This window comes from Dactylosporangium sp. NBC_01737, from assembly GCF_035963215.1.
Lineage (GTDB): Bacteria > Actinomycetota > Actinomycetes > Mycobacteriales > Micromonosporaceae > Dactylosporangium.
This window is the reverse complement of the sequence record NZ_CP109153.1, coordinates 1787820-1804864: the sequence shown is the minus strand read 5'-3', so window position 1 is coordinate 1804864 and position 17045 is coordinate 1787820. Positions and strand designations below refer to the sequence as shown.

16 protein-coding genes, 1 tRNA gene, 1 pseudogene and 1 riboswitch are annotated in these 17045 nt (G+C 71.8%); of the genes and pseudogenes, 7 read left to right on the top strand and 11 right to left on the bottom strand.

The genetic code is table 11. The features are described from left to right. Positions 1-46 precede the first annotated feature (46 nt). Positions 47-880: a LamG-like jellyroll fold domain-containing protein gene (locus tag OHA72_RS07810; protein ID WP_327007171.1), complete on the top strand. Its 834-nt coding sequence runs from the start codon at positions 47-49 to the stop codon at positions 878-880. Positions 881-988: 108 nt separating this feature from the next. After that, a riboswitch (cyclic di-AMP (ydaO/yuaA leader) is annotated at positions 989-1127 on the top strand. An 8-nt stretch (positions 1128-1135) separates the two neighbouring features. Continuing rightward, the gene (locus OHA72_RS07805) at positions 1136-2122 is read left to right on the top strand and encodes a C40 family peptidase (protein ID WP_327007170.1); all 987 of its coding nucleotides are present in this window, start codon (positions 1136-1138) and stop codon (positions 2120-2122) included. A 43-nt stretch (positions 2123-2165) separates the two neighbouring features. Here OHA72_RS07805 and dcd read toward each other — a convergent pair whose 3' ends face one another. After that, positions 2166-2747, bottom strand: coding sequence for a dCTP deaminase (gene dcd, locus OHA72_RS07800; RefSeq protein ID WP_327007169.1), 582 nt, complete (start codon positions 2745-2747; stop codon positions 2166-2168). Between the two features lie 13 nt (positions 2748-2760). Further along, on the bottom strand, positions 2761-3267 hold the full coding sequence (locus tag OHA72_RS07795) for a MarR family winged helix-turn-helix transcriptional regulator (RefSeq protein ID WP_327007168.1): 507 nt from the start codon (positions 3265-3267) through the stop codon (positions 2761-2763). Positions 3268-3288: 21 nt separating this feature from the next. Here OHA72_RS07795 and OHA72_RS07790 point away from each other — a divergent pair, with 21 nt between their 5' ends. From OHA72_RS07790 to OHA72_RS07775, 4 genes are all read left to right on the top strand, one after another. After that, a complete protein-coding gene (locus OHA72_RS07790; RefSeq protein WP_327007167.1) occupies positions 3289-3795 on the top strand; it encodes a pyridoxamine 5'-phosphate oxidase family protein in 507 nt (168 codons plus the stop codon). 9 nt (positions 3796-3804) lie between these two features. Continuing rightward, positions 3805-3875: transfer RNA gene (locus OHA72_RS07785), tRNA-Gly, on the top strand. Between the two features lie 170 nt (positions 3876-4045). After that, positions 4046-4423: a type II toxin-antitoxin system RelE/ParE family toxin gene (locus OHA72_RS07780; RefSeq protein WP_327007166.1), complete on the top strand. Its 378-nt coding sequence runs from the start codon at positions 4046-4048 to the stop codon at positions 4421-4423. Continuing rightward, complete coding sequence (locus tag OHA72_RS07775; protein WP_327007165.1) at positions 4420-4719, top strand: helix-turn-helix domain-containing protein; 300 nt, start codon at positions 4420-4422, stop codon at positions 4717-4719. The genes OHA72_RS07780 and OHA72_RS07775 overlap by 4 nt, the downstream gene beginning before the upstream one ends. A 249-nt stretch (positions 4720-4968) precedes the next feature. On the opposite strand, the pseudogene OHA72_RS07770 reads toward OHA72_RS07775, so the two are convergent. From OHA72_RS07770 to OHA72_RS07735, 8 genes and pseudogenes are all read right to left on the bottom strand, one after another. After that, a pseudogene (locus tag OHA72_RS07770) lies at positions 4969-5650 on the bottom strand (nucleotidyl transferase AbiEii/AbiGii toxin family protein). Then, complete coding sequence (locus tag OHA72_RS07765) at positions 5651-5911, bottom strand: hypothetical protein (protein ID WP_327007164.1); 261 nt, start codon at positions 5909-5911, stop codon at positions 5651-5653. A 342-nt stretch (positions 5912-6253) separates the two neighbouring features. Continuing rightward, positions 6254-6685, bottom strand: coding sequence for a VOC family protein (locus OHA72_RS07760; RefSeq protein ID WP_327007163.1), 432 nt, complete (start codon positions 6683-6685; stop codon positions 6254-6256). 32 nt (positions 6686-6717) lie between these two features. Continuing rightward, positions 6718-7650 (bottom strand): hypothetical protein, encoded by a 933-nt coding sequence (locus tag OHA72_RS07755; protein WP_327007162.1) that lies wholly within the window; start codon positions 7648-7650, stop codon positions 6718-6720. Between the two features lie 48 nt (positions 7651-7698). Continuing rightward, the gene (locus OHA72_RS07750; protein WP_327007161.1) at positions 7699-8346 is read right to left on the bottom strand and encodes a hypothetical protein; all 648 of its coding nucleotides are present in this window, start codon (positions 8344-8346) and stop codon (positions 7699-7701) included. Positions 8347-8373: 27 nt separating this feature from the next. Continuing rightward, entirely contained in the window at positions 8374-9264 is an 891-nt protein-coding gene (locus OHA72_RS07745; protein ID WP_327007160.1) for a CPBP family intramembrane glutamic endopeptidase, read from the bottom strand. Positions 9265-9407: 143 nt separating this feature from the next. Continuing rightward, complete coding sequence (locus OHA72_RS07740; RefSeq protein WP_327007159.1) at positions 9408-12620, bottom strand: ATP-binding protein; 3213 nt, start codon at positions 12618-12620, stop codon at positions 9408-9410. Positions 12621-12659: 39 nt separating this feature from the next. Then, positions 12660-13565, bottom strand: a complete 906-nt coding sequence (locus tag OHA72_RS07735) for an SDR family oxidoreductase (RefSeq protein WP_327007158.1) — start codon at positions 13563-13565, stop codon at positions 12660-12662. Positions 13566-13753: 188 nt separating this feature from the next. Here OHA72_RS07735 and OHA72_RS07730 point away from each other — a divergent pair, with 188 nt between their 5' ends. Beyond that, entirely contained in the window at positions 13754-14260 is a 507-nt protein-coding gene (locus tag OHA72_RS07730) for an alpha/beta hydrolase (RefSeq protein WP_327007157.1), read from the top strand. Here the strand turns inward: OHA72_RS07730 and OHA72_RS07725 are convergent. After that, positions 14186-16963: an AfsR/SARP family transcriptional regulator gene (locus OHA72_RS07725; RefSeq protein ID WP_327007156.1), complete on the bottom strand. Its 2778-nt coding sequence runs from the start codon at positions 16961-16963 to the stop codon at positions 14186-14188. The genes OHA72_RS07730 and OHA72_RS07725 overlap by 75 nt on opposite strands. Positions 16964-17045: the final 82 nt, after the last annotated feature.

Below are 17045 nucleotides of genomic sequence, written 5' to 3'. Positions count from 1 at the left end.
GGCATAATGTCCGGTTATGCGTACGTGGCCCCGCCGGCGACGGCTCATGCTTCTTGTTGCGCTCGCATCGATGGTCGCGGCCGGCGGCTGGGCTCTGCACCGTGGCCCGTCCACCGACAGCACCGGTCTCGCCGAGGACGCGTCGCCGGCTTCTCCATCCGCCGGGGCCGCGTCCACTGCCGCCGCCGTGAGCGGGGCCGCGCCGCCCTCCTCCGCCGCCTCGGGTCAGCGTGCGCATCCGGCGGTGACCGTCCGGTACACCTTCGACGGCGGGATCACGGGTCAGGTCCTGGACGGCGGCGGGCGGCTCCCGCTCCGGGTCCGCAAGGCCGGCGGCGAGCTGTCGGCCGTCCCGCACGGCGGCGGACTCGCGGTGCGATTCCCCGAGCCATGTGAGCATTACGGTGCGGAGAGTTGTGCACGTGCCATCCTGCAGAGTGGCCCCGCGGATTTCCTCAATCCGGGACAGGGTGCGTTCACGTATGGCGCAAGTGTGCTCGTCGCACCCGATGAGACTTCCAAGGGCGCCAATGTCATCCAAAAAGGGTTCTCGGTTGGTGACAGTCAGTTCAAGTTGCAGGTGGATGGCGCCGCCGGGCACCCCAGTTGTGTGATTGTCGGCACTTCCGGACCTACCATTTACGTAGCACTCGCATCGCTGACCGTGGCTGACGGGCGGTGGCACCGGGTTGAGTGTTCACGCAGTGACGCGCTGCTCACGGTGGCTGTGGACGGCCAGCTCAAGGGCCGATCAACCATTCCTTCGTCACTGTCCATAGTGAACTCGGATCCACTCTGTATTGGCGGCAAGGGGACCAGCGCGAACAACGACCAGTTCGTCGGTGCAATTGATGATGTGTTCGTCACGAAGCCTGCGTGACTTTTCGGGCCAAATCAGACAACAATCGCGCACTGACTTGCCCCTTGGGAGCGCTCGCCATACCGTGATTTCCGGTCGTATGGATGTCCGCGCCCAGCACGGGTGCGCCAGACGGCACCGCCGAGTCGAAATTTGAACCGGGGACCCACCTGCGCCATCTGGGGTGAATCCGCGACGAGGTCGCGGTAGGACGAACTTCCCGTCCGAACCCGTCAGCTAACCCGGTAGGCGGCTGGAAGAAGGAGCATCTCCTCGGTGGAGACCCATACGAGGCGGCCTCAGCGTCTGGCGCGACTCCTCGTCGCCACGCTCGGCGGTCTGTCGCTCGCCGTCGGGATCACCGGTGCCGCACACGCGGAGCCGACCCCGGCCGAGCTCGAAGCGCAGATCGACAAGAAATGGAATGAAGTCGAGCCCATCATCGAGCAGCACAACCAGCTCAAGGGCGAGCTCAAGGCCAACCTGGCGAAGCAGGCGACGCTCAAGAACCAGATCGACCCGCTGCAGGCCCAGGTCGACACCGCGCTGCTGCGGGTGAGCGCGTTCTCGGTCCTGCAGTACAAGACCGGCCGCGTCTCCAGCTTCAACGCCCTGATGACCACCGGCTCGCCGGACACGTTCGCCGAGCAGCTGGTCATGCTCAACATGCTCGCCAAGGACGAAGCCGAGGGCATCAAGGACGTCCTGGACAGCAAGAAGGTCCTCGACGACCAGAAGAAGCCGCTCGACGAGCTGATCGCCAGCCAGAAGGCCGCCGAGGCCGAGATGGCGGCGAAAGAGACCACCATCAACGCCGAGATCAAGTCCCTCAATGAGCTGCGCACCAAGGTGTACGGGACCAGCGGCGCGACCGGCGAGCTGCGCCCCGTCGCCTGCCCGGTCGAATACTCCGGCGGCGACGCCGCGAAGGCCGCGCAGGTCGCCTGCCAGCAGATCAGCAAGAAGTACGTGTGGGCGGCTGAGGGCCCCAACACCTTCGACTGCTCCGGCCTGACGCTCTACGCCTGGAAGCAGGCCGGCCACACGCTGCGGCACTACACCAAGTGGCAGTACCAGGACACCAAACGCATCACCCGTGCCGAGCTGAAGGCCGGCGACCTGGTCTTCTTCTACAGCGATCTGCATCACGTCGGCATCTACGTCGGTGGCGGCTGGATGGTCCACGCACCGACCTCCGGCGACGTGGTCCGGATGAAGAAGATCGACAGTGGGCCGATCGCGGGCTACGGCCGGGTCGCTTAGCGCTTTTCCGGGAGGGCGGCCCGCTGGCGCGGGCCGCCCTTCTTCATGTCGTCGTCGGCCAGGTGCGCCAGTTCTGCCACGAGCGGCTCGCCGTCGGCCCGCGCTGGCCCTGATACCGGGAGCCGTACACGGCGGAACCATACGGATGCTCCGACGGCGACGACAGCCGGAAGATGCACAGCTGCCCGATCTTCATCCCCGGCCAGAGCATGATCGGCAGGTTGGCCACGTTGGACAGCTCCAGCGTCACGTGCCCGGAGAACCCCGGATCGATGAACCCCGCGGTCGAATGGGTGAGGAGCCCGAGCCGCCCCAGGCTGGACTTGCCCTCCAGCCGGCCGGCCAGCTGATCGCCGAGGCTGATCACCTCGAGCGTCGAGGCGAGCACGAACTCGCCCGGGTGCAGCACGAACGGTTGCCCGTCGTCGACCTCCACCATCGCGGTGAGATCGTCCTGCTGCGTGGCCGGATCGATGTGGGTGTACAGGTGGTTGTTGAAGACCCTGAACCACCGGTCGAGCCGCACGTCGATGCTGGACGGCTGAACCAGGTCCTTTTCGAACGGCTCCAGCCGCAACTGGCCGTCGGCGAGCTCTTTTGTCAGGTCACGGTCGGAGAGCAACACGTCCCTGACCCTATTACGCCGTTTGGTTCGCCTCATCGGCGGCGGCCGCGGTCGCCTCGTTGACCTTGATCAGGACCCGCGCGGCGGCGGCAAGCTCCCCCTCGTCGAACTCGCCGAACGCCGCCCGCATGTGCCGCCCCAGCGGCGTGAAGAACGCCTGCGCCAAGGCCCTTGCCGATGGCTGCATCACGAGGTGTACGCGACGCCGATCGGCCGTGTCGTGCCGCCGCTCGACGTGCCCGGCCCGCGTGAGCCGGTCGAGCAGCGCGGTCGTCGCCGCCGGGCTCAGCCGCAACTTCCGGGCCAATCCGCCCGGCGTGAGAGGCTGATGCTCCTCGGCCGCCCGCCAGATGTACGCCACCGCGTTGAGATCCGTCCGGTGCAGCCCGTGCGCCCGCGTGAACACCTCGACGAACCGGTCCGCCTCAAGGTTGAACGTCCGCAGCAGGTCGATCAGCTCGTCCGGGTCACCCACCAGGCTATTGTCCTCCATTCGAGGAATCACACACTTCTCGAACACGTGTACGAGTAACTTGGAGGCATGGCGACGTGGGCAGAATTCTCCGCGGCCGAGCCCCTCCTGGCGACGGCCATCCGCACCCTGATCTGCCAGTACGGCCCCGGCATGGGCTACCTGGCCACCATCCGCCCCGACGGAGGACCCCGCGTCCACCCCGTGATGCCCGTCATCACCGAAACGGGCCTCTACTGCTTCATCCTGCCCTCCCCGAAACGCCACGACCTCGACCGCGACGGCCGCTACGCGCTGCACAGCTTCCCCGCCGAGGACACCTCCGACGAGGCCTACGTCTCAGGCCGCGCCACCCCCGTCATGGATCCCCTGCTCGTGGCCGAACTCGCCCTCCAGATGCGAGCCGCCCAACGCGTCGACTGGAAGCTCTACGCCCTCACCGTCGAGGTGGCCCTGATCGTCCAACGCGACTCCCCACTCACGTCGACGAAGACCCTCTGGCGCGACCGCTTAGCCCGAGTCCCGCGAGCCCGCCGGAATGGTCCGTGCACGACGCCCGCAGATTCGGTACAGTAGGCGTCGCTCGCGGGTGTAGTTCAATGGCAGAACATCAGCTTCCCAAGCTGACAGTGAGGGTTCGATTCCCTTCACCCGCTCGGACCTGGGGACCCTCTGTTCGCGGAAAGCGCGAACCGGGGGTCCTTCGCCATTCCCCCTGGGGCCCGAGCCCCAGACCCCGCGATCGATGGTCGCCCTCCGTGGTGGTCGGTCGTACTTGGCTTCTCATGTGCGTGCCGCAGTGCGACGGCGGGGCGGCGGTGGCCACATGACCGCTTTAGCATCGATGCTATGTCGTGGGGTACCCGTCGAGTTGGAGCCTGAAGTTCAACAGTGGCTCGAAGAGCTGACGACTGTGCAGTTCGCGCGGGTGGCGTTCTACATCGACCTGCTGGGCGATGAGGGTCCATTGCTGGGTGAGCCGTACACGAAGCAGCTTGACGGCAAGCTTCGCGAGCTGCGGTTCCACCTGGAGCGTGACGCGGTGCGGATCACGTACTGGATTGCTACTGGAGAGCGCATCATTCTCCTCACGGTGTTCCGGAAGACCCGCGACCGAGAGACCCGCGAGGTCGCCCGTGCACGGCGGGCGTTGGCGCAATGCATCAACGAGATGCACACCGTCGAGGAAGGCGTGGAGCGATGACCAGTCGTGGCGATTGGAGCGAACTTCGCAGCCGGCGCATGGCCGAGCCGGGAGCTGACGAGGCGTACGAGTCGACGAGGCTTGCCTTCGAGTTGGGCCGGTCGGTTCGGGAGCTTCGTGAACGCCGTGGTTGGAGCCAGAGCGAGCTTGCCGACGCGGCCGCGATGACGCAGTCCGCGGTTGCGCGGTTCGAGGCAGGTGGCACCGTGCCGACGCTTCCCGTCCTGGAACGGCTGGCGCGCGCGTTGGAGGTCGAGCTGTCGGTCGGTTTCAACGCCCGGCCAGACGCGGCGTGACCGCACCCACGTGCCATGAACGTGCCATTACTGCAGGCTCGATCAGGGCACTCCAGGCCGCTCGGGACGTCACCGACACTCGCCACGCCTAGATGCCTCGGCGGGTCCTGTCCAGTTCCCAAGCTGACAGTGAGGGTTCGATTCCCTTCACCCGCTCCACGCCTTCCGGCTCTGGTCAGGACAGATGTCCAGCCAGGGCCGTTCGTATCTCAGCCCGCTCGAACGGACCGCGTGCCATTGCGGCCGCTGTCAGTTGTCCTGAGACGCGGGCTGCGAACGCTCGGGATGGTCATCGAGCAGCTGCCGGCGCCAATCGGCGAAGCGGGTCCGCATGGCGCTGAGGTGGTCAGCATCGGCGCCGTAGAACGCGAAACGTCTATCGGGGTAGCGCTCCAACATAGCGAAGAGGTCGGCAAGGATTCGCCGGTCGAAGCCGGCATCGGCCTCCTCAGCAAGCTCACACAGGCGTTGGCGGGTAAGCGGCTCGACGTGATCGCGGCGTCGACGTCGAGGAAGTCGCGCGGTTCAGCTCTGGTGAACAGCGCGGACATTTTGCCGGCGACAACATCGTCGGGGTGCAGGACCGGGCCGATGCCCATCTGGACAGGCGACTGCGCGCGCCAGTTGGCGGCGAGTTCGACCTTGTAGGGATGTTCAGGCTCGGCGGGGTCGGTGACTGCGAGCCGCGCGAACGTCTCGAATTGCTGGGTGATCTCGACGGTGTAGCCGTGGTGGGTATACGCGTCCACGACCGCATGGACTGCGGCGGTGAAGTCGGCGAGGGTTCCCAGGCGGTGAACAGGTCGACGTCTTCGCTGGGTCTGTGCAGGATGCCGTGGGCTTGGACGGCATATCCGCCGGCCAACGCAAATCCGTACTGTGCGGCTACCTGCAGCCCGAGTTCGGCCAGTCGGAGGTGAACGGGTCCCACTCAGCCGGCCATCGTCGTTGGAGGCGCGCTCAGCTCGGGGAAACGAGCCTGCCACAGTGCACGCAACCGCCCTGGTAGCCAGAGCTCATGCCATATCTGGCGGAGCACCTGCTCATTGAGCCACCGAGCCAGCTCGCCGACGGTGCCGGCCTGATTCAAGACCGTCTGGTACATCACCTGAAGGTCACCGGGGTCGTCAAGGTCGTATCGGCCGTTGCCGGACCAGTCAAGTTGCTGGTCGAGGGTGACGATGCCAGTCACGGGTCCACGGAGGTCGGTGAGGCTCGTAGGGACTACGTAGTGTCGCTGCTCCGCGTACGTTGAGCCAGGCGGCGCGATTCTTCCGGCCATGAAGACTTCCTCCTGTCCGTACCTCACAGATGGTACGGCCGTCCTCCCGTTCAGGAGAGGCGGCGCGAGGCGTGGACCTGACACACGTGCCATTACGGCAGTCCCTGGGAGCGCCAAGGCTGTCTGTCCAGTTCCCAAGCGGCCAGTGAGGGTCATAGGTGCCGCTAACGGAGGAGACTGGGGGTCCGAGCCCCCGAAACCCACCATCGGTGTCCATCACTTGTCGTTGCTACGTGAGCTTGCGGGCGAGCGTCAGGCAGGGGTGATGGACTCTCCGCCCCAGGTCTCGGGGGCGATGTCGGCAAGGGTCTCCGAGAATGTCCACTGGTGGCCGGCGGGATCCTCGGCCTTGTACTGGCGTTCGCCGTACTCGAAGTCGGTGGGCTCCATGAGGATGCGGGCACCGTGGGCTCGGGCCTGGTTGCAGTGGGCGTGGGCGTCTTCCACGCGCACCATCACGGCGTGGGTGACCTCGCCTGGGCGGGGTGCGTGGCGGTCGCCGCCCTGGTCGGCGACGATGACGGCACCGGTGCCGAAACGCAGCTGGGCGCGGTGGTTTTCGCCGATTCGGACCTGCTCGGTGAAACCGAATGCCGCGGACAACCAGGAGACCGCCTCCCGCACGTCGGGGTAGGTCAGGACGGGGATCACCGTCGCGGCGGGGATGGAGCGGTTGGCTCTCATGAATGGCATTGAACACCATTCGCGCGGTGGGCTCAGGGTGAAGCGAAGAGGTCGTCGAGGGTTGTTCGGTACCACAGGCGATTGCGGAACACGTGCAGGTCAGGTCCTCGGCAGGTGGAGCGCAGGCGCCGGGCCTCAAGGCCGTCGGGCAGGACCAGTCGCCGCTGCTGGCCGGCTGCCTCCAGGTCGTCGCCGGATCGGCGGAACGGGGTCACCAGGTCGTACTCGGGGCCGGGGCCGCTGATGAGGGCTCCGGCTTCGTCCTGGACGAGGAGTGAGTGCGCCGACCGGTAGGGCGCGGCGCCCCAGTCGGTGGCCTGGTTGCCCTCGACGGAGACGAGATGGAAGTCGGTGTAGGCGCAGCAGTACGCGCGCTCGGAGACGACGTTGAGCGTGTAGCAGTCGCAGATGACGGGGAGCCCGGCGTCGAAGGGGTAGAGCCAGTCCGGGGTGAGGTCCTGGGTGAAGCGGGCCAGGCCATGGCCCTGCGGGCCGCTGCCGCCCAGCGCCTCGTCGAAGTAGCCGACCCAGACGCTCCCCGACGGCGTTGTCAGGACCTCTTCGATGGCGTCGCCGAGATGGCCGGTACGGGCGAGGCGGCCGTCGCCGGTCCACACCTGCGCGTTGGGTGGGGCTCCGGGTCGGGTCCGGGCGGCGACCAGGAGGACGTGGCCGTCCGGCAACGGCTGGACGAAGCTCGTCGTCAGGTCCGTCGTGATGTCGATGGTGGCGGTGATGCTGGTGCCGGCGTGTGAGGTGACCCGTTTGCGGTGGGCGTCGTCGCGGTGCGGCCAGACCGCGAACGCGGTGCCGTCCGGGCCGACGCCGACGGCTTCCGGTTGGTACTTCCAGTCCTGGGGGTGCCGTGGCCGCAGCTCGCCGTGGAGTGTCAGTGGCACGACGGGGAGCCGGAGCACCTCCAGCCGGCGTTGCAGGCTGCGGCGATCGTGCTCGCTGTCGACCATGGCGATGAGGTTACGAGGCCCCGGCCGCGCCGGGGCCTCGCCGGAGTGTCACACAGCGGCAGGTGCGAGGGCGGTCTGCGACGGGACGGAGCGGATGGCGAGCAGGCCGAGGCCGATGAGCATGGCGCCGCGGAGCAGTTCGATCTGCAGGCCGGTCAGCATCGGGGTCGCGGGCAGCGGCACCAGTTGCAGCACGGCGCCGGCCACGCCGGTCCAGCCGATCCAGCGGGGCACGGCACGGCCGCGCAGCAGGGCGATGCCGAAGACGAGCAGGCCGGCGACGAGGCCGAGGCCCGAGGCGATCTGCTCGGCCTCGAACGCGGGTGCGCCGATGATGACGTCCTTCTCCGAGATCATGTCCGGGTGGTGGTGGGCCATGTCGGAGGCGGCGAAGCCCATGATCACGAGGTGGGGGATGGCGCTGAGCACGTTGCCGACGAAGTAGAGCACGAAGCCGACGAGGCCGAGGGCGCCCAGGCGGGGGGCGATCCAGCCGTACGCGCCGGGCAGGCCGAGCAGCAGCAGGACCGTACCGAGGAGCAGGGCGGACGAACCGAAGGCGTGTGGACCGACGAGGGCGTCGACGTTGTGCCCCTGTCCGTCCTCGATGGGGTGCAGCAGGCCGCCGATGATGCACAGCGGGCCGGCGGCGACGGCGGCCAGGCCGCTCAGGCGGCGCAGGGTGTAGGTGTCCATGAACGAAACTCCTCTATGAAGGCGAGACTATGAAGGTGAGACCACAGCGTCGGCGGCACCGCTGGTGTGCGGCTGGTGTCCGGCCGCAGTCCTGAACCAGCGGAAGTAGGCGAGCGCGGCGAGCGTCATCGCCAGCGCGTACGCCAGGCCGGTCTCGGTGGCGATCCAGTTGGTCGCGGCGCCCGTCGGCGAGGTCGCGGGGTCGGCGAAGTGGTACAGGACCGCGTTGACCGTGGCGTGCGCGAGGACGCCCGGCCACAGCCCCCAGCGCAGCTGCATCGCCGCGAGGATCGAGCCCAGCGCCGTCGTCGCGATCGTGAACATCGCCACGGCGAACAGCGGCGACACGCCTTCGGGGGTGCCGCCGAGGACGAGGAGCAGCCCCACGTGCGAGAGGCTCCAGAATCCGCCGCTGACCAGGTACACCGTCCGTGGCCGGGCGATCTTCGCGAGGCGGGTGACGAGCAGCCCGCGCCAGCCGATGTCCTCGGCGAGCGCGAGGAGCACGTAGGGCAGCACCAGCGCGGTCGCGGCCGGCACGGCGGAGATGGGGTCGCCGTCGAAGCGGCCGGCGCCGGTCGCCCAGACGGCGGCGTAGGCGGCGAGGACCGGCACGAGGCCGACCGCCCAGGCCAGCAGGAGCGGGCGCCAGCCGACCCGGCGGAAGCCCCAGCCGCGCGGCCCGCGGAAGGTGCTGAGGCAGGCGGCGATCAGGGGTGTGACGGCCAGGCCGTACGTGACGGTCTGGCCGAGCGCGGAGGCGTCCTCGATGTGCCGGACGTCGACGCCCTCGGTCGCGGCGACGGCGGTGCCGGCGAGCCCGAGCAGGGCCTGGATGACGACGAAACGCACGGCCTCGCGACGGGCGGTGCGCGCCGCGGCGGGAGTGGGCACGGTGATGGTGGTGGTGGCTGTCATGGCGCCAGCGTCGCCACCGGCATTGGTATTGCGGTGGTGTACGACTGGCGCCAGGCCGCGCGGAGTCAGCCGGGCCGTGCGGAGCCAGCCAGTGCAGTGCGGAGCCAGCCAGGCGGTGCGGAGCCAGCCAGTGCAGTGCGGAGTCAGCCGGGCAGTGTGTCGAGCAGTCGGCGGGCCCGGTCCGCAAAGGGTTGTGCCCCGAGCGCCAGGGCCTGGTCCAGCGCGGCCGTGAGCACCTCCCGCGCCTGCTCGAACTCCCCGGTCACGGCGAGCGCGCCGCCGAGATACAACTGGGCCGGCCCGAGGACGACCACCCCCGGCCACAGCACCACGATCTGCGCCCCGAACGACCGCAGCGTCGGCAGCAGCGCGGCGAGGCGCGGGGCGTCACCCAGCGCCACCAGCGCCGACGTGAGCATGACCGCCCACGGCGCCCGGCGCTGACCCTCCGGCGGGTCGGCCAGCAGCTGGTCGATGACCGGCAGGGCCACGTCGCGGTGCCCCGCCTCGGCGTGGCCGAGGGCGACCACGAGCAGGAACGCGGGATCGGTGCCGGCCGCGAGGTCGGCCGCGTCGCCGACGAGGTCGGTCAGCCGGCCGGCGTGCCACGCCGCGATGCCGTCCACAGTGGAGCGTGACATGTGGTCGAGCGTGGCCGCCGCCGGTGAGACCAGGGTCGCCGCGCCGGCCGCCGCCTCCGCCAGTGCCCGGGCCTGCTCGGACTCGCCGCGCAGCAGGTGCAGGCCGGCCTGCCACCAGGTGTCCAGCAGCGCGAGGTCCGGGTCCTGGGTGCGCTGCGCGACGGCGGTGAACCGGTGGGACGCCCGGGTCGACTCGGCCGGCCTGCCGAGTTCGAGCAGCACGCAGCGGTGGAGGTGGGCGGCGGTCGCCTCCAGCCCGCGGTCGTGCGCGCAGAGGCCGAGCAGCTCCTCGACCCAGGTGAGCCGCTGCGGCGCGGTGTCGGGTGTCCACGTTGCCAGCAGCGCCGCGACGAGGGCGCGGGCGCGGGCGTCGCGATCGGTACCGGCCTCGGCGAGGGCGCGCGACGCCAGCTCGGGTGCGCCGGGCCGGCCGGTGCCGGTCCGTTGGGTCACCTCGGCGGCCAGGAGCCGGGCGCGCAGCGGGGCCGGGACGTCGTCGAGGTGGTTGAGGGACTCTTCGAGGAGGGTGTTGTGCCCGAGCAGCGGCATACCGAACAGCGCCCAGTAGCCGCCGATGCCGCCGGGGGCCGACTCCAGGGCCGCCGAAGCGAACCGCGCCCAGTCGCCGGCCCGCCGCGCGATGTCAGCCTCCTGCCGCAGGTGCTCCTCGCTGAGCTCGAGCCTGCCGGCGCGCCGGGCGGCGGTGCCGGCGACCCGGTGCAGGTCGGCGCGCACCCCGTCGTCGGTCGCCGCGGCCAGGCCGTGGCGCGCCCACGTCACGGCGTCGTCGAGGGCCGCGCCGGCCAGCGCGTCGCGGGCGGCGTCGAGCGCGGCACGGGAGGCACGGTCGTCGGCGGACCCGGCCGCCGCCGCGAGCCGGTGCTCCGCGATGGCGCCGGCCAAGGCGGCCCCGGACGGCCCAGCGGCGCCGATACCGGCGAAGGCATCGGCCAGGCGGGTGTGCACGGCGATGCGGGTGGCCGGCCCGACGTCGGCGGCCACGGCCTCGCGCACGATGTCGTGACCCACCCGCAGCAGACCGGGCGAGGACTCGGTGACCAGCCCGCCGCGCAGCGCCGCGGCGAGGGCCTGCTCGATCGCGTCCAGTGACCGCCCGGCGGCCGCCGCGGCGACGGCGACGGGGAGGTCCCGGCCGGCCAGGCTGAGCGCCGCGAGCAGGTCGGCGCCGCCGTCCGGCAGGACGCCGACCCGCTGGCGGACCGTGTCCCGCACGTCCCCGGGCAGGTCGGCGGTGCCGCCGAGCGCGGCCAGCGAGCGCAGGAAGTACGGGTTGCCGCCCGTCCGCGCGACCAACCGCTCCGGCGAGGCCAGCGGGGCCGACGAGGCCAGCGGGGCCGACGAGGCCAGCGAGGCCAGCAGGCCCGTCGCCTCGGCGGGGGTCAGCCCAGCGAGGCGCAGGTCGAGGTGTCCGCGCCGGCGGGCCAGCGAGGCGAGCACCCGGCGCAGCTCGTCGGGCGCCCGCGGCGGGTCGTCGCGGGCGGTCAGGATCAACAGCAGGGGCGCGTCGAGCAACGTGTCGAGCGCGATCTCCAGCACCACGAGGGAGTCCGGATCGGCCCAGTGCGCGTCGTCGAGGACCACCGCGGCGCTGCCGAGAGCGCCCAGGCGCCGGCCGAGGTCGAGGCCGAAGGCGAACCGGCCGGCCTCCATGCCCGCGTCGAGGGCCGGCACGTCACCGAGCGCCTGCGCCCACGGCCAGTAGGCCGGCGCGCCCGGCACGGCGCTGCAGCGGCCCCAGCGCGCCGCGCCGCCGGACGGGGCCACCACGGTGTCGAGCAGCTCCTCGACCAGCCGGGTCTTGCCGATGCCCGCCTCGCCGCGGAGCACCACTGTGGACACTGCCCCGGCGCGCGCCCGGCTCCATGCTTGACGCAGGGCGGCGAGCTCCCGAACGCGCCCGGCGAAGCCGCCCGGCGACCGGTGCGCCGCGGAAGGGCGGGTGAGCAGGGCGGGATCCTGGTTCAGCAACCGCTTCTCCAGTGTGCCGATCTCCGGGCCCGGGTCGACGCCGAGCTCGTCGACGAGCCGCCGGCGCAGGTCACGGAGCACCGTCAGCGCGTCCGCCTGCCGCCCGCTGCGGTAGAGCGCGGTCGCCAGCAGCGCCGGGCCGCGCTCACGCAGCGGGTGCTCCGCCACGAGCCGGCGCAGGTCGGGCACCACTTCGGCATCCTCGCCGGCGGCCAGCAGCGCCTGGGCGTACGCCTCCCGCGCCACGACCCGCAGCTCGTCGAGGCGCTGGATCTCCGGGACGACGGCCTCGATGTCCTGCACGTCGGCGAACGCGGCGCCGCGCCACGTGGACAGCGCCGCGGCCAGCAGCTCGGCGGCCTGCGCGGGGGAGGTCGCGACCAGGTCGCGGGCCCGCCGGACGTCCGCGTCGAAGCGCGCCGCGTCGGTGTCCAGATCGAGCCGGTACCCGTCGCCGACGGTGACGATGCAGGACGACGCCGTTCCGGGGCGCCCCGGCTCGAGCGTCCGGCGCAGGCGGGCGATGTATCCCTGCAGCGTGGTGGCGGCCGACGGGGGCGGGTCGCCCCGCCAGACGAGATCCGCGAGGGTCTCCATGCGCACCTGCCGGCCGTGGTGCGCCGCGAGGATCGCCAGGACCTCGGCGTGGCGGCGGGCGCCGAGGTCGAGGTCGCCGCCGCCGGCGCCGGTGACCGCGGTCGGACCGAGCACCCGCACCAGCAACACGCCCGCGAGGGTACCGCGCCCCGGGCCGGCGCCGGCACGTCATGACCGACGCGGCGCGCACCACCGTTCGGCCATGTCGCGCACGTACGTCTCGTAGGCGCGCGGCGGGCGGCCGAGCAGCGCCGCGGTCGCCGCGAGCTCGCGGGCCGGCGTCGGCAGGCCGTGCTTGGCGAGGAATCCGTAGCTGCGCCGGTAGTCGGCGAGTTTCGCGCCGTGCAACCGGTCGGCCAGCAGGTCCTGCCAGTCCAGGCGGTCGCCGGTGTACCGCACGGGCCGGCCCAGCACGTCGGCCCAGATCCGCGCGGACCCGGCGCCGCTGATCGATGCCGGGCCGACCAGGCCGTGCGCGCCGGAGGGGAATCCGGGGTCGGTCATGGCCCGGGCCACCACCTCACCGACGTCGCGCAGGTCGATCCGGTTGATGCCGGCCCGGTGCGCCGGCAGCGGGTACTGCCCGCCGAGGATCTCGTCCCGGACCAGCTCGTCGTTCTGGTAGTAGTTCGCCACCGAGAACACGACCGGACGGGTCCGGCCGGCCGTCGCCACCCGCCGCGCGATGCGCAGCTTCCCCTTGTAGTGCGGCAGGAACGTGCTGACCATCGCCTGGATGCACCAGCGCACCACCGGGTTCTGCCCGGTCATGGCGACCCCGGCGAAGACCAGCCGGACCCCGAGCCGCTCGCATGCGGCGACGAAGTGCTCCGCCATCAGCTCCTCGTCGGCGTCGTGCGGGGAGACGTACAACGCCGCGGTGACGCCGTGCAGCGCCGCCGCGACCGATGCGGCGTTCCGCAGGTCGCCGACGACGGGCTCGGCGCCGGCCGGCAGCAGCGCGGCGCGCCCGTGACTTCGGACCAGGGCCCGCACCGCGGCGCCGCGCGCCAGCAGGGCCGCCGTCACCTCTTTGCCGATGCTGCCGGTGGCCCCGGCTACCAACACGGTCATGATCTCGCCCTTCGTCCAGTGTGTGGGGTACCGGCCCGACGATGGCCGCCGCGGCTGGTGCGCCACTGGTACGCAACTGGTGGAGCCAGGTCTACTGCCGAAGTCCAGTGCGCCCCACCGGTCCGGCCGGTCCGTGCACCATCGCGCCGTGAGCTGCGAGCGACCCTGCCCGGCGCCGCGGCATCCTGATGCTCAACGACGACTCGGCCGACAGCTACGCCGAGCTGGCGCAGGAGGTGCGGGTGCTCGACCACGGCGCGGCGCCCACACCGGCGATGGAGGAATTCCTCACCGCGCTGTTCACCGGCGCCGGGTACTCCTCCGACCGGGCCGGGATCCCCGTGCTGTGCGCCGACCGCGCCGCCGCCAGGAACCCGGAGACGTACTTCCGCGACATCCAGGCGCACCGGGTCGACGACGATCCGCAACACGGTGCCGGCGCTGATCGTGGGGCCGACGGCGACCCGGCCACGCCGTACGCGGGACAGCTGGCGATGCACCGGGCCCTGCGCGGCTCGCGGATGGTGACGCTGCCCGGCCGGTTCGCGCACGGGCAGTACCTGGTGGCGGGCAACGCCTGCGTCGACGGCACCGTGGAGCGCTACCTCGTCGACGGGGTGCTACCCGCCCGCGACACCACCTGCGATGCCGGCCAGCTTGGCGCGGACCTCGACCGCGTCGGGATGCTCGACTGACTCGAAGATGTCCAGGGACCGGCGCCAGACGTCATGGGCGGCCTTGACGTCGCCGAGCGCCAGGTGGCTGTCGCCGAGATGGTGCAGGGTGTCGGCCTCGAAGCAGCGGTCGCCGGTGTCCTCGAAGAGCGCCAGCGCCCGCTGGTAGCAGGCGATCGCCGGCTCGTGCTCGTGGAGTTGGTGGTGGGCGAAGCCGATGCTGTCCCAGGTCTCGGCTTCGCCCTGCCGGTTGTCCAGCTCCTGGTGCAGGGTGAGCGCCTGCCGGCAGGTGGCCAGGGCCATGCGGTGGTCGCCGAGCTGGGCGTGCAGCCAGCCCATCGCGTTGAGCGCGTTGGCCTCGCCGGTGGGGCTGGCCGCGGCCCGGAACAGGTCCCGGGCTTGGGACGCCTGGCGGAAGCCGTCCTCGTACTGTCCACGGTGGACGGCGATCTCGGCCAGGTTCAGGTGGCCCTGCGCCTGCCGCCCGTGATCGCCGAGCTCCCGGTACAGGTCCAGGGCGCGGATCGCGTGCCGCTGCGCGTCGTCGGAGCGGTCGAGCTTCAGGTACACGTGCGCGACCAGCCGGTGGCTGTGCGCCGCGCCCTGGCGGCCGGTCGGGCGGTCCGTCAGGCGTTCGGCGGCGGCGAGCCCGGCCTGCGCGGCGCGCAGCCAGTCGCGCCACAGGCCCTGCCGGTCCAGGAACGTGGCCAGCGCCCACGACAGCTGCCAGGCGTGCCCGTCGAACCCGGACCGGGCGGCCTGGTCGATCGCGGCGAGCAGGACGGGCCGCTCCGCGGTGAACCACGCGAGGCTCTGCCGGGCGTCCTTCAGCGGTTCGGGCCGGACGTCGGTCGGGTCCAGGTCCAGCGTCTCGCGGTGCGGGCTGAGCAGCCGGGCTCCCGCGTAGGCGGTGTGCAGGTAGTGATCCAGCGTCCTGCGCTGGGCGGCGCGCCGTTCCTCCGGGCTGTCGACGGCCTCGGCCTGCTCCGTGGCGTAGGCGCGCAGGAGGTCGTGGAAGGTGTACCGGCCGGGCGCGTGCTCCGTGAGCAGGTTGGCCCGCACCAGCTCCAGCAGCGAGGCGTCGCGGACACCGGCGAGACCGGCGGCGGCCGCGGCGGTCACGTCCGGCCCCGGGTGCAGGCCCAGCAGGCGGAACATGCGCGCCGCCGCCGGGCTGAGCGCGGCGTAGGACCAGGAGAGCACGGCCCGCGCGTCGACGTCGCGTTCGGCGCCGGTGAACGCGTCGAGCTGCCGCCCGGCGACCTGCCGCAGGGACGCGGCGACGTCGGCGAGCGCGAGCGACGGGCGGCCCGCCGCACGGGCGGCGACGATCGCCAGGGCAAGCGGCAGGCCGGCGCACGCGTCGACGATCTCGTCGACGGCGGCGGACTCGTCGGCGACCCGGCCGGCGCCGAGCCGGGCGGCCAGCAGCCACCGGGCGTCGGCGTGCGGCAGCAGGTCGAGCAGGAGCGGCTCGGCACCCTCCGACGTGTGCAGCCCGGACAGCTCGTTGCGGCTGGTGACCAGCACCACGCACCCGCCGGCGCCGGGCAGCAGCGGGCGGACCTGCTCGGAGTCTCGGGCGTTGTCGAGCACCAGCAGCATCCGCCGGCCGGCGAGGTGGCTGCGGTACAGCGCGACCTGCGCCTCGAGACCGACCGGGACGCGCTGTGGTGCGACGTCCAGCGCGTCGAGGAACCCGCGGATCGCCTCGGCCGGATCGGTCGGCGGCGCGGTGCGGTCGAAGCCGCGCAGGTTCACGTACAGCTGCCCGTCGGGGAACCGGCCGGCGATCTGGTGCGCCCAGTGCACGACGAGGGTGGTCTTGCCGACGCCCGCGGTCCCCGCGACGGTGCAGATCACCGTTGAGGTCGGCGTGACGCCGGCGGCGAGGGCGTCCAATCGCGCGAGCGCGTCGCCGCGCCCGGTGAACCCGCGCACGGCCGGCGGCAGCTGCGCGGGCACAGGGTGCGCCGCCGGTGCGGCAGGAGCCGGCGCGGGTTGGCCCCGCAGCACCGCCAGGTGCAGGCGTTGCAGCTCCGGCCCCGGGTCGAGGCCGAACTCCTGCGCCAGCCGCTGCTGGTGGCGCCGGTACACGGCGAGGGCCTCGAGGCTGCGCCCGGCGCCGTCCAGCGCCCGCATCGACAGGCCCAGCAGCCCTTCCCGGGTCGGGTGCGCGGCGGCGAGCCGGGTCAGCTCCGGCAGCGCCTCGACGTGCCGCCCGGCGGCGACCTCGCACGCCAGCCACTCCTCGGTCACCACCAGCCGCAGCTCGTCGAGGTCGCCCACCAGGCGCGGGCGCAGCCAGGCCGACACCGTGTCGTCGAGCGCGTCGCCGCGCCACAGGTCCAGCGCCGCCCGCAGCCGCTCGGCCCGCTCGGCCGGATCTGCCAGGGCCCGGGCCGCGGCGACCATGCCGCTGAAGCGCCGCGCGTCGATTGCCTCGTCGTCGACGTCGATCTGGTACGACGTGCCGGTGCTGCTCAACAGCGCGGCCTCGGTGCCAAGCGCGGCGCGGACCCGGGAGACGTGGCTGTGCAGCTGCTGCCGTGCGGTCGGCACGGGCTCGCCGTCCCAGAGCAGGTACGCCAGCCGTTCCACCGGCACCGGCACGTGGTTGTGCAGCAGCAGGACGGCCAGCAGGCAGCGCTCCCGCCGCCGCCGGAGCACGACGGGGCCCTCTGACGTGTCGATCGCGAACGGACCGAGAAGCCGGAACCTCACAGCGGCCCACCGTATCCCCTCGCCCGCATCCCATCTGCGTTGGCGTGTCAAGCCTGGCGCAAGCGGCGGCACGCATATTCGG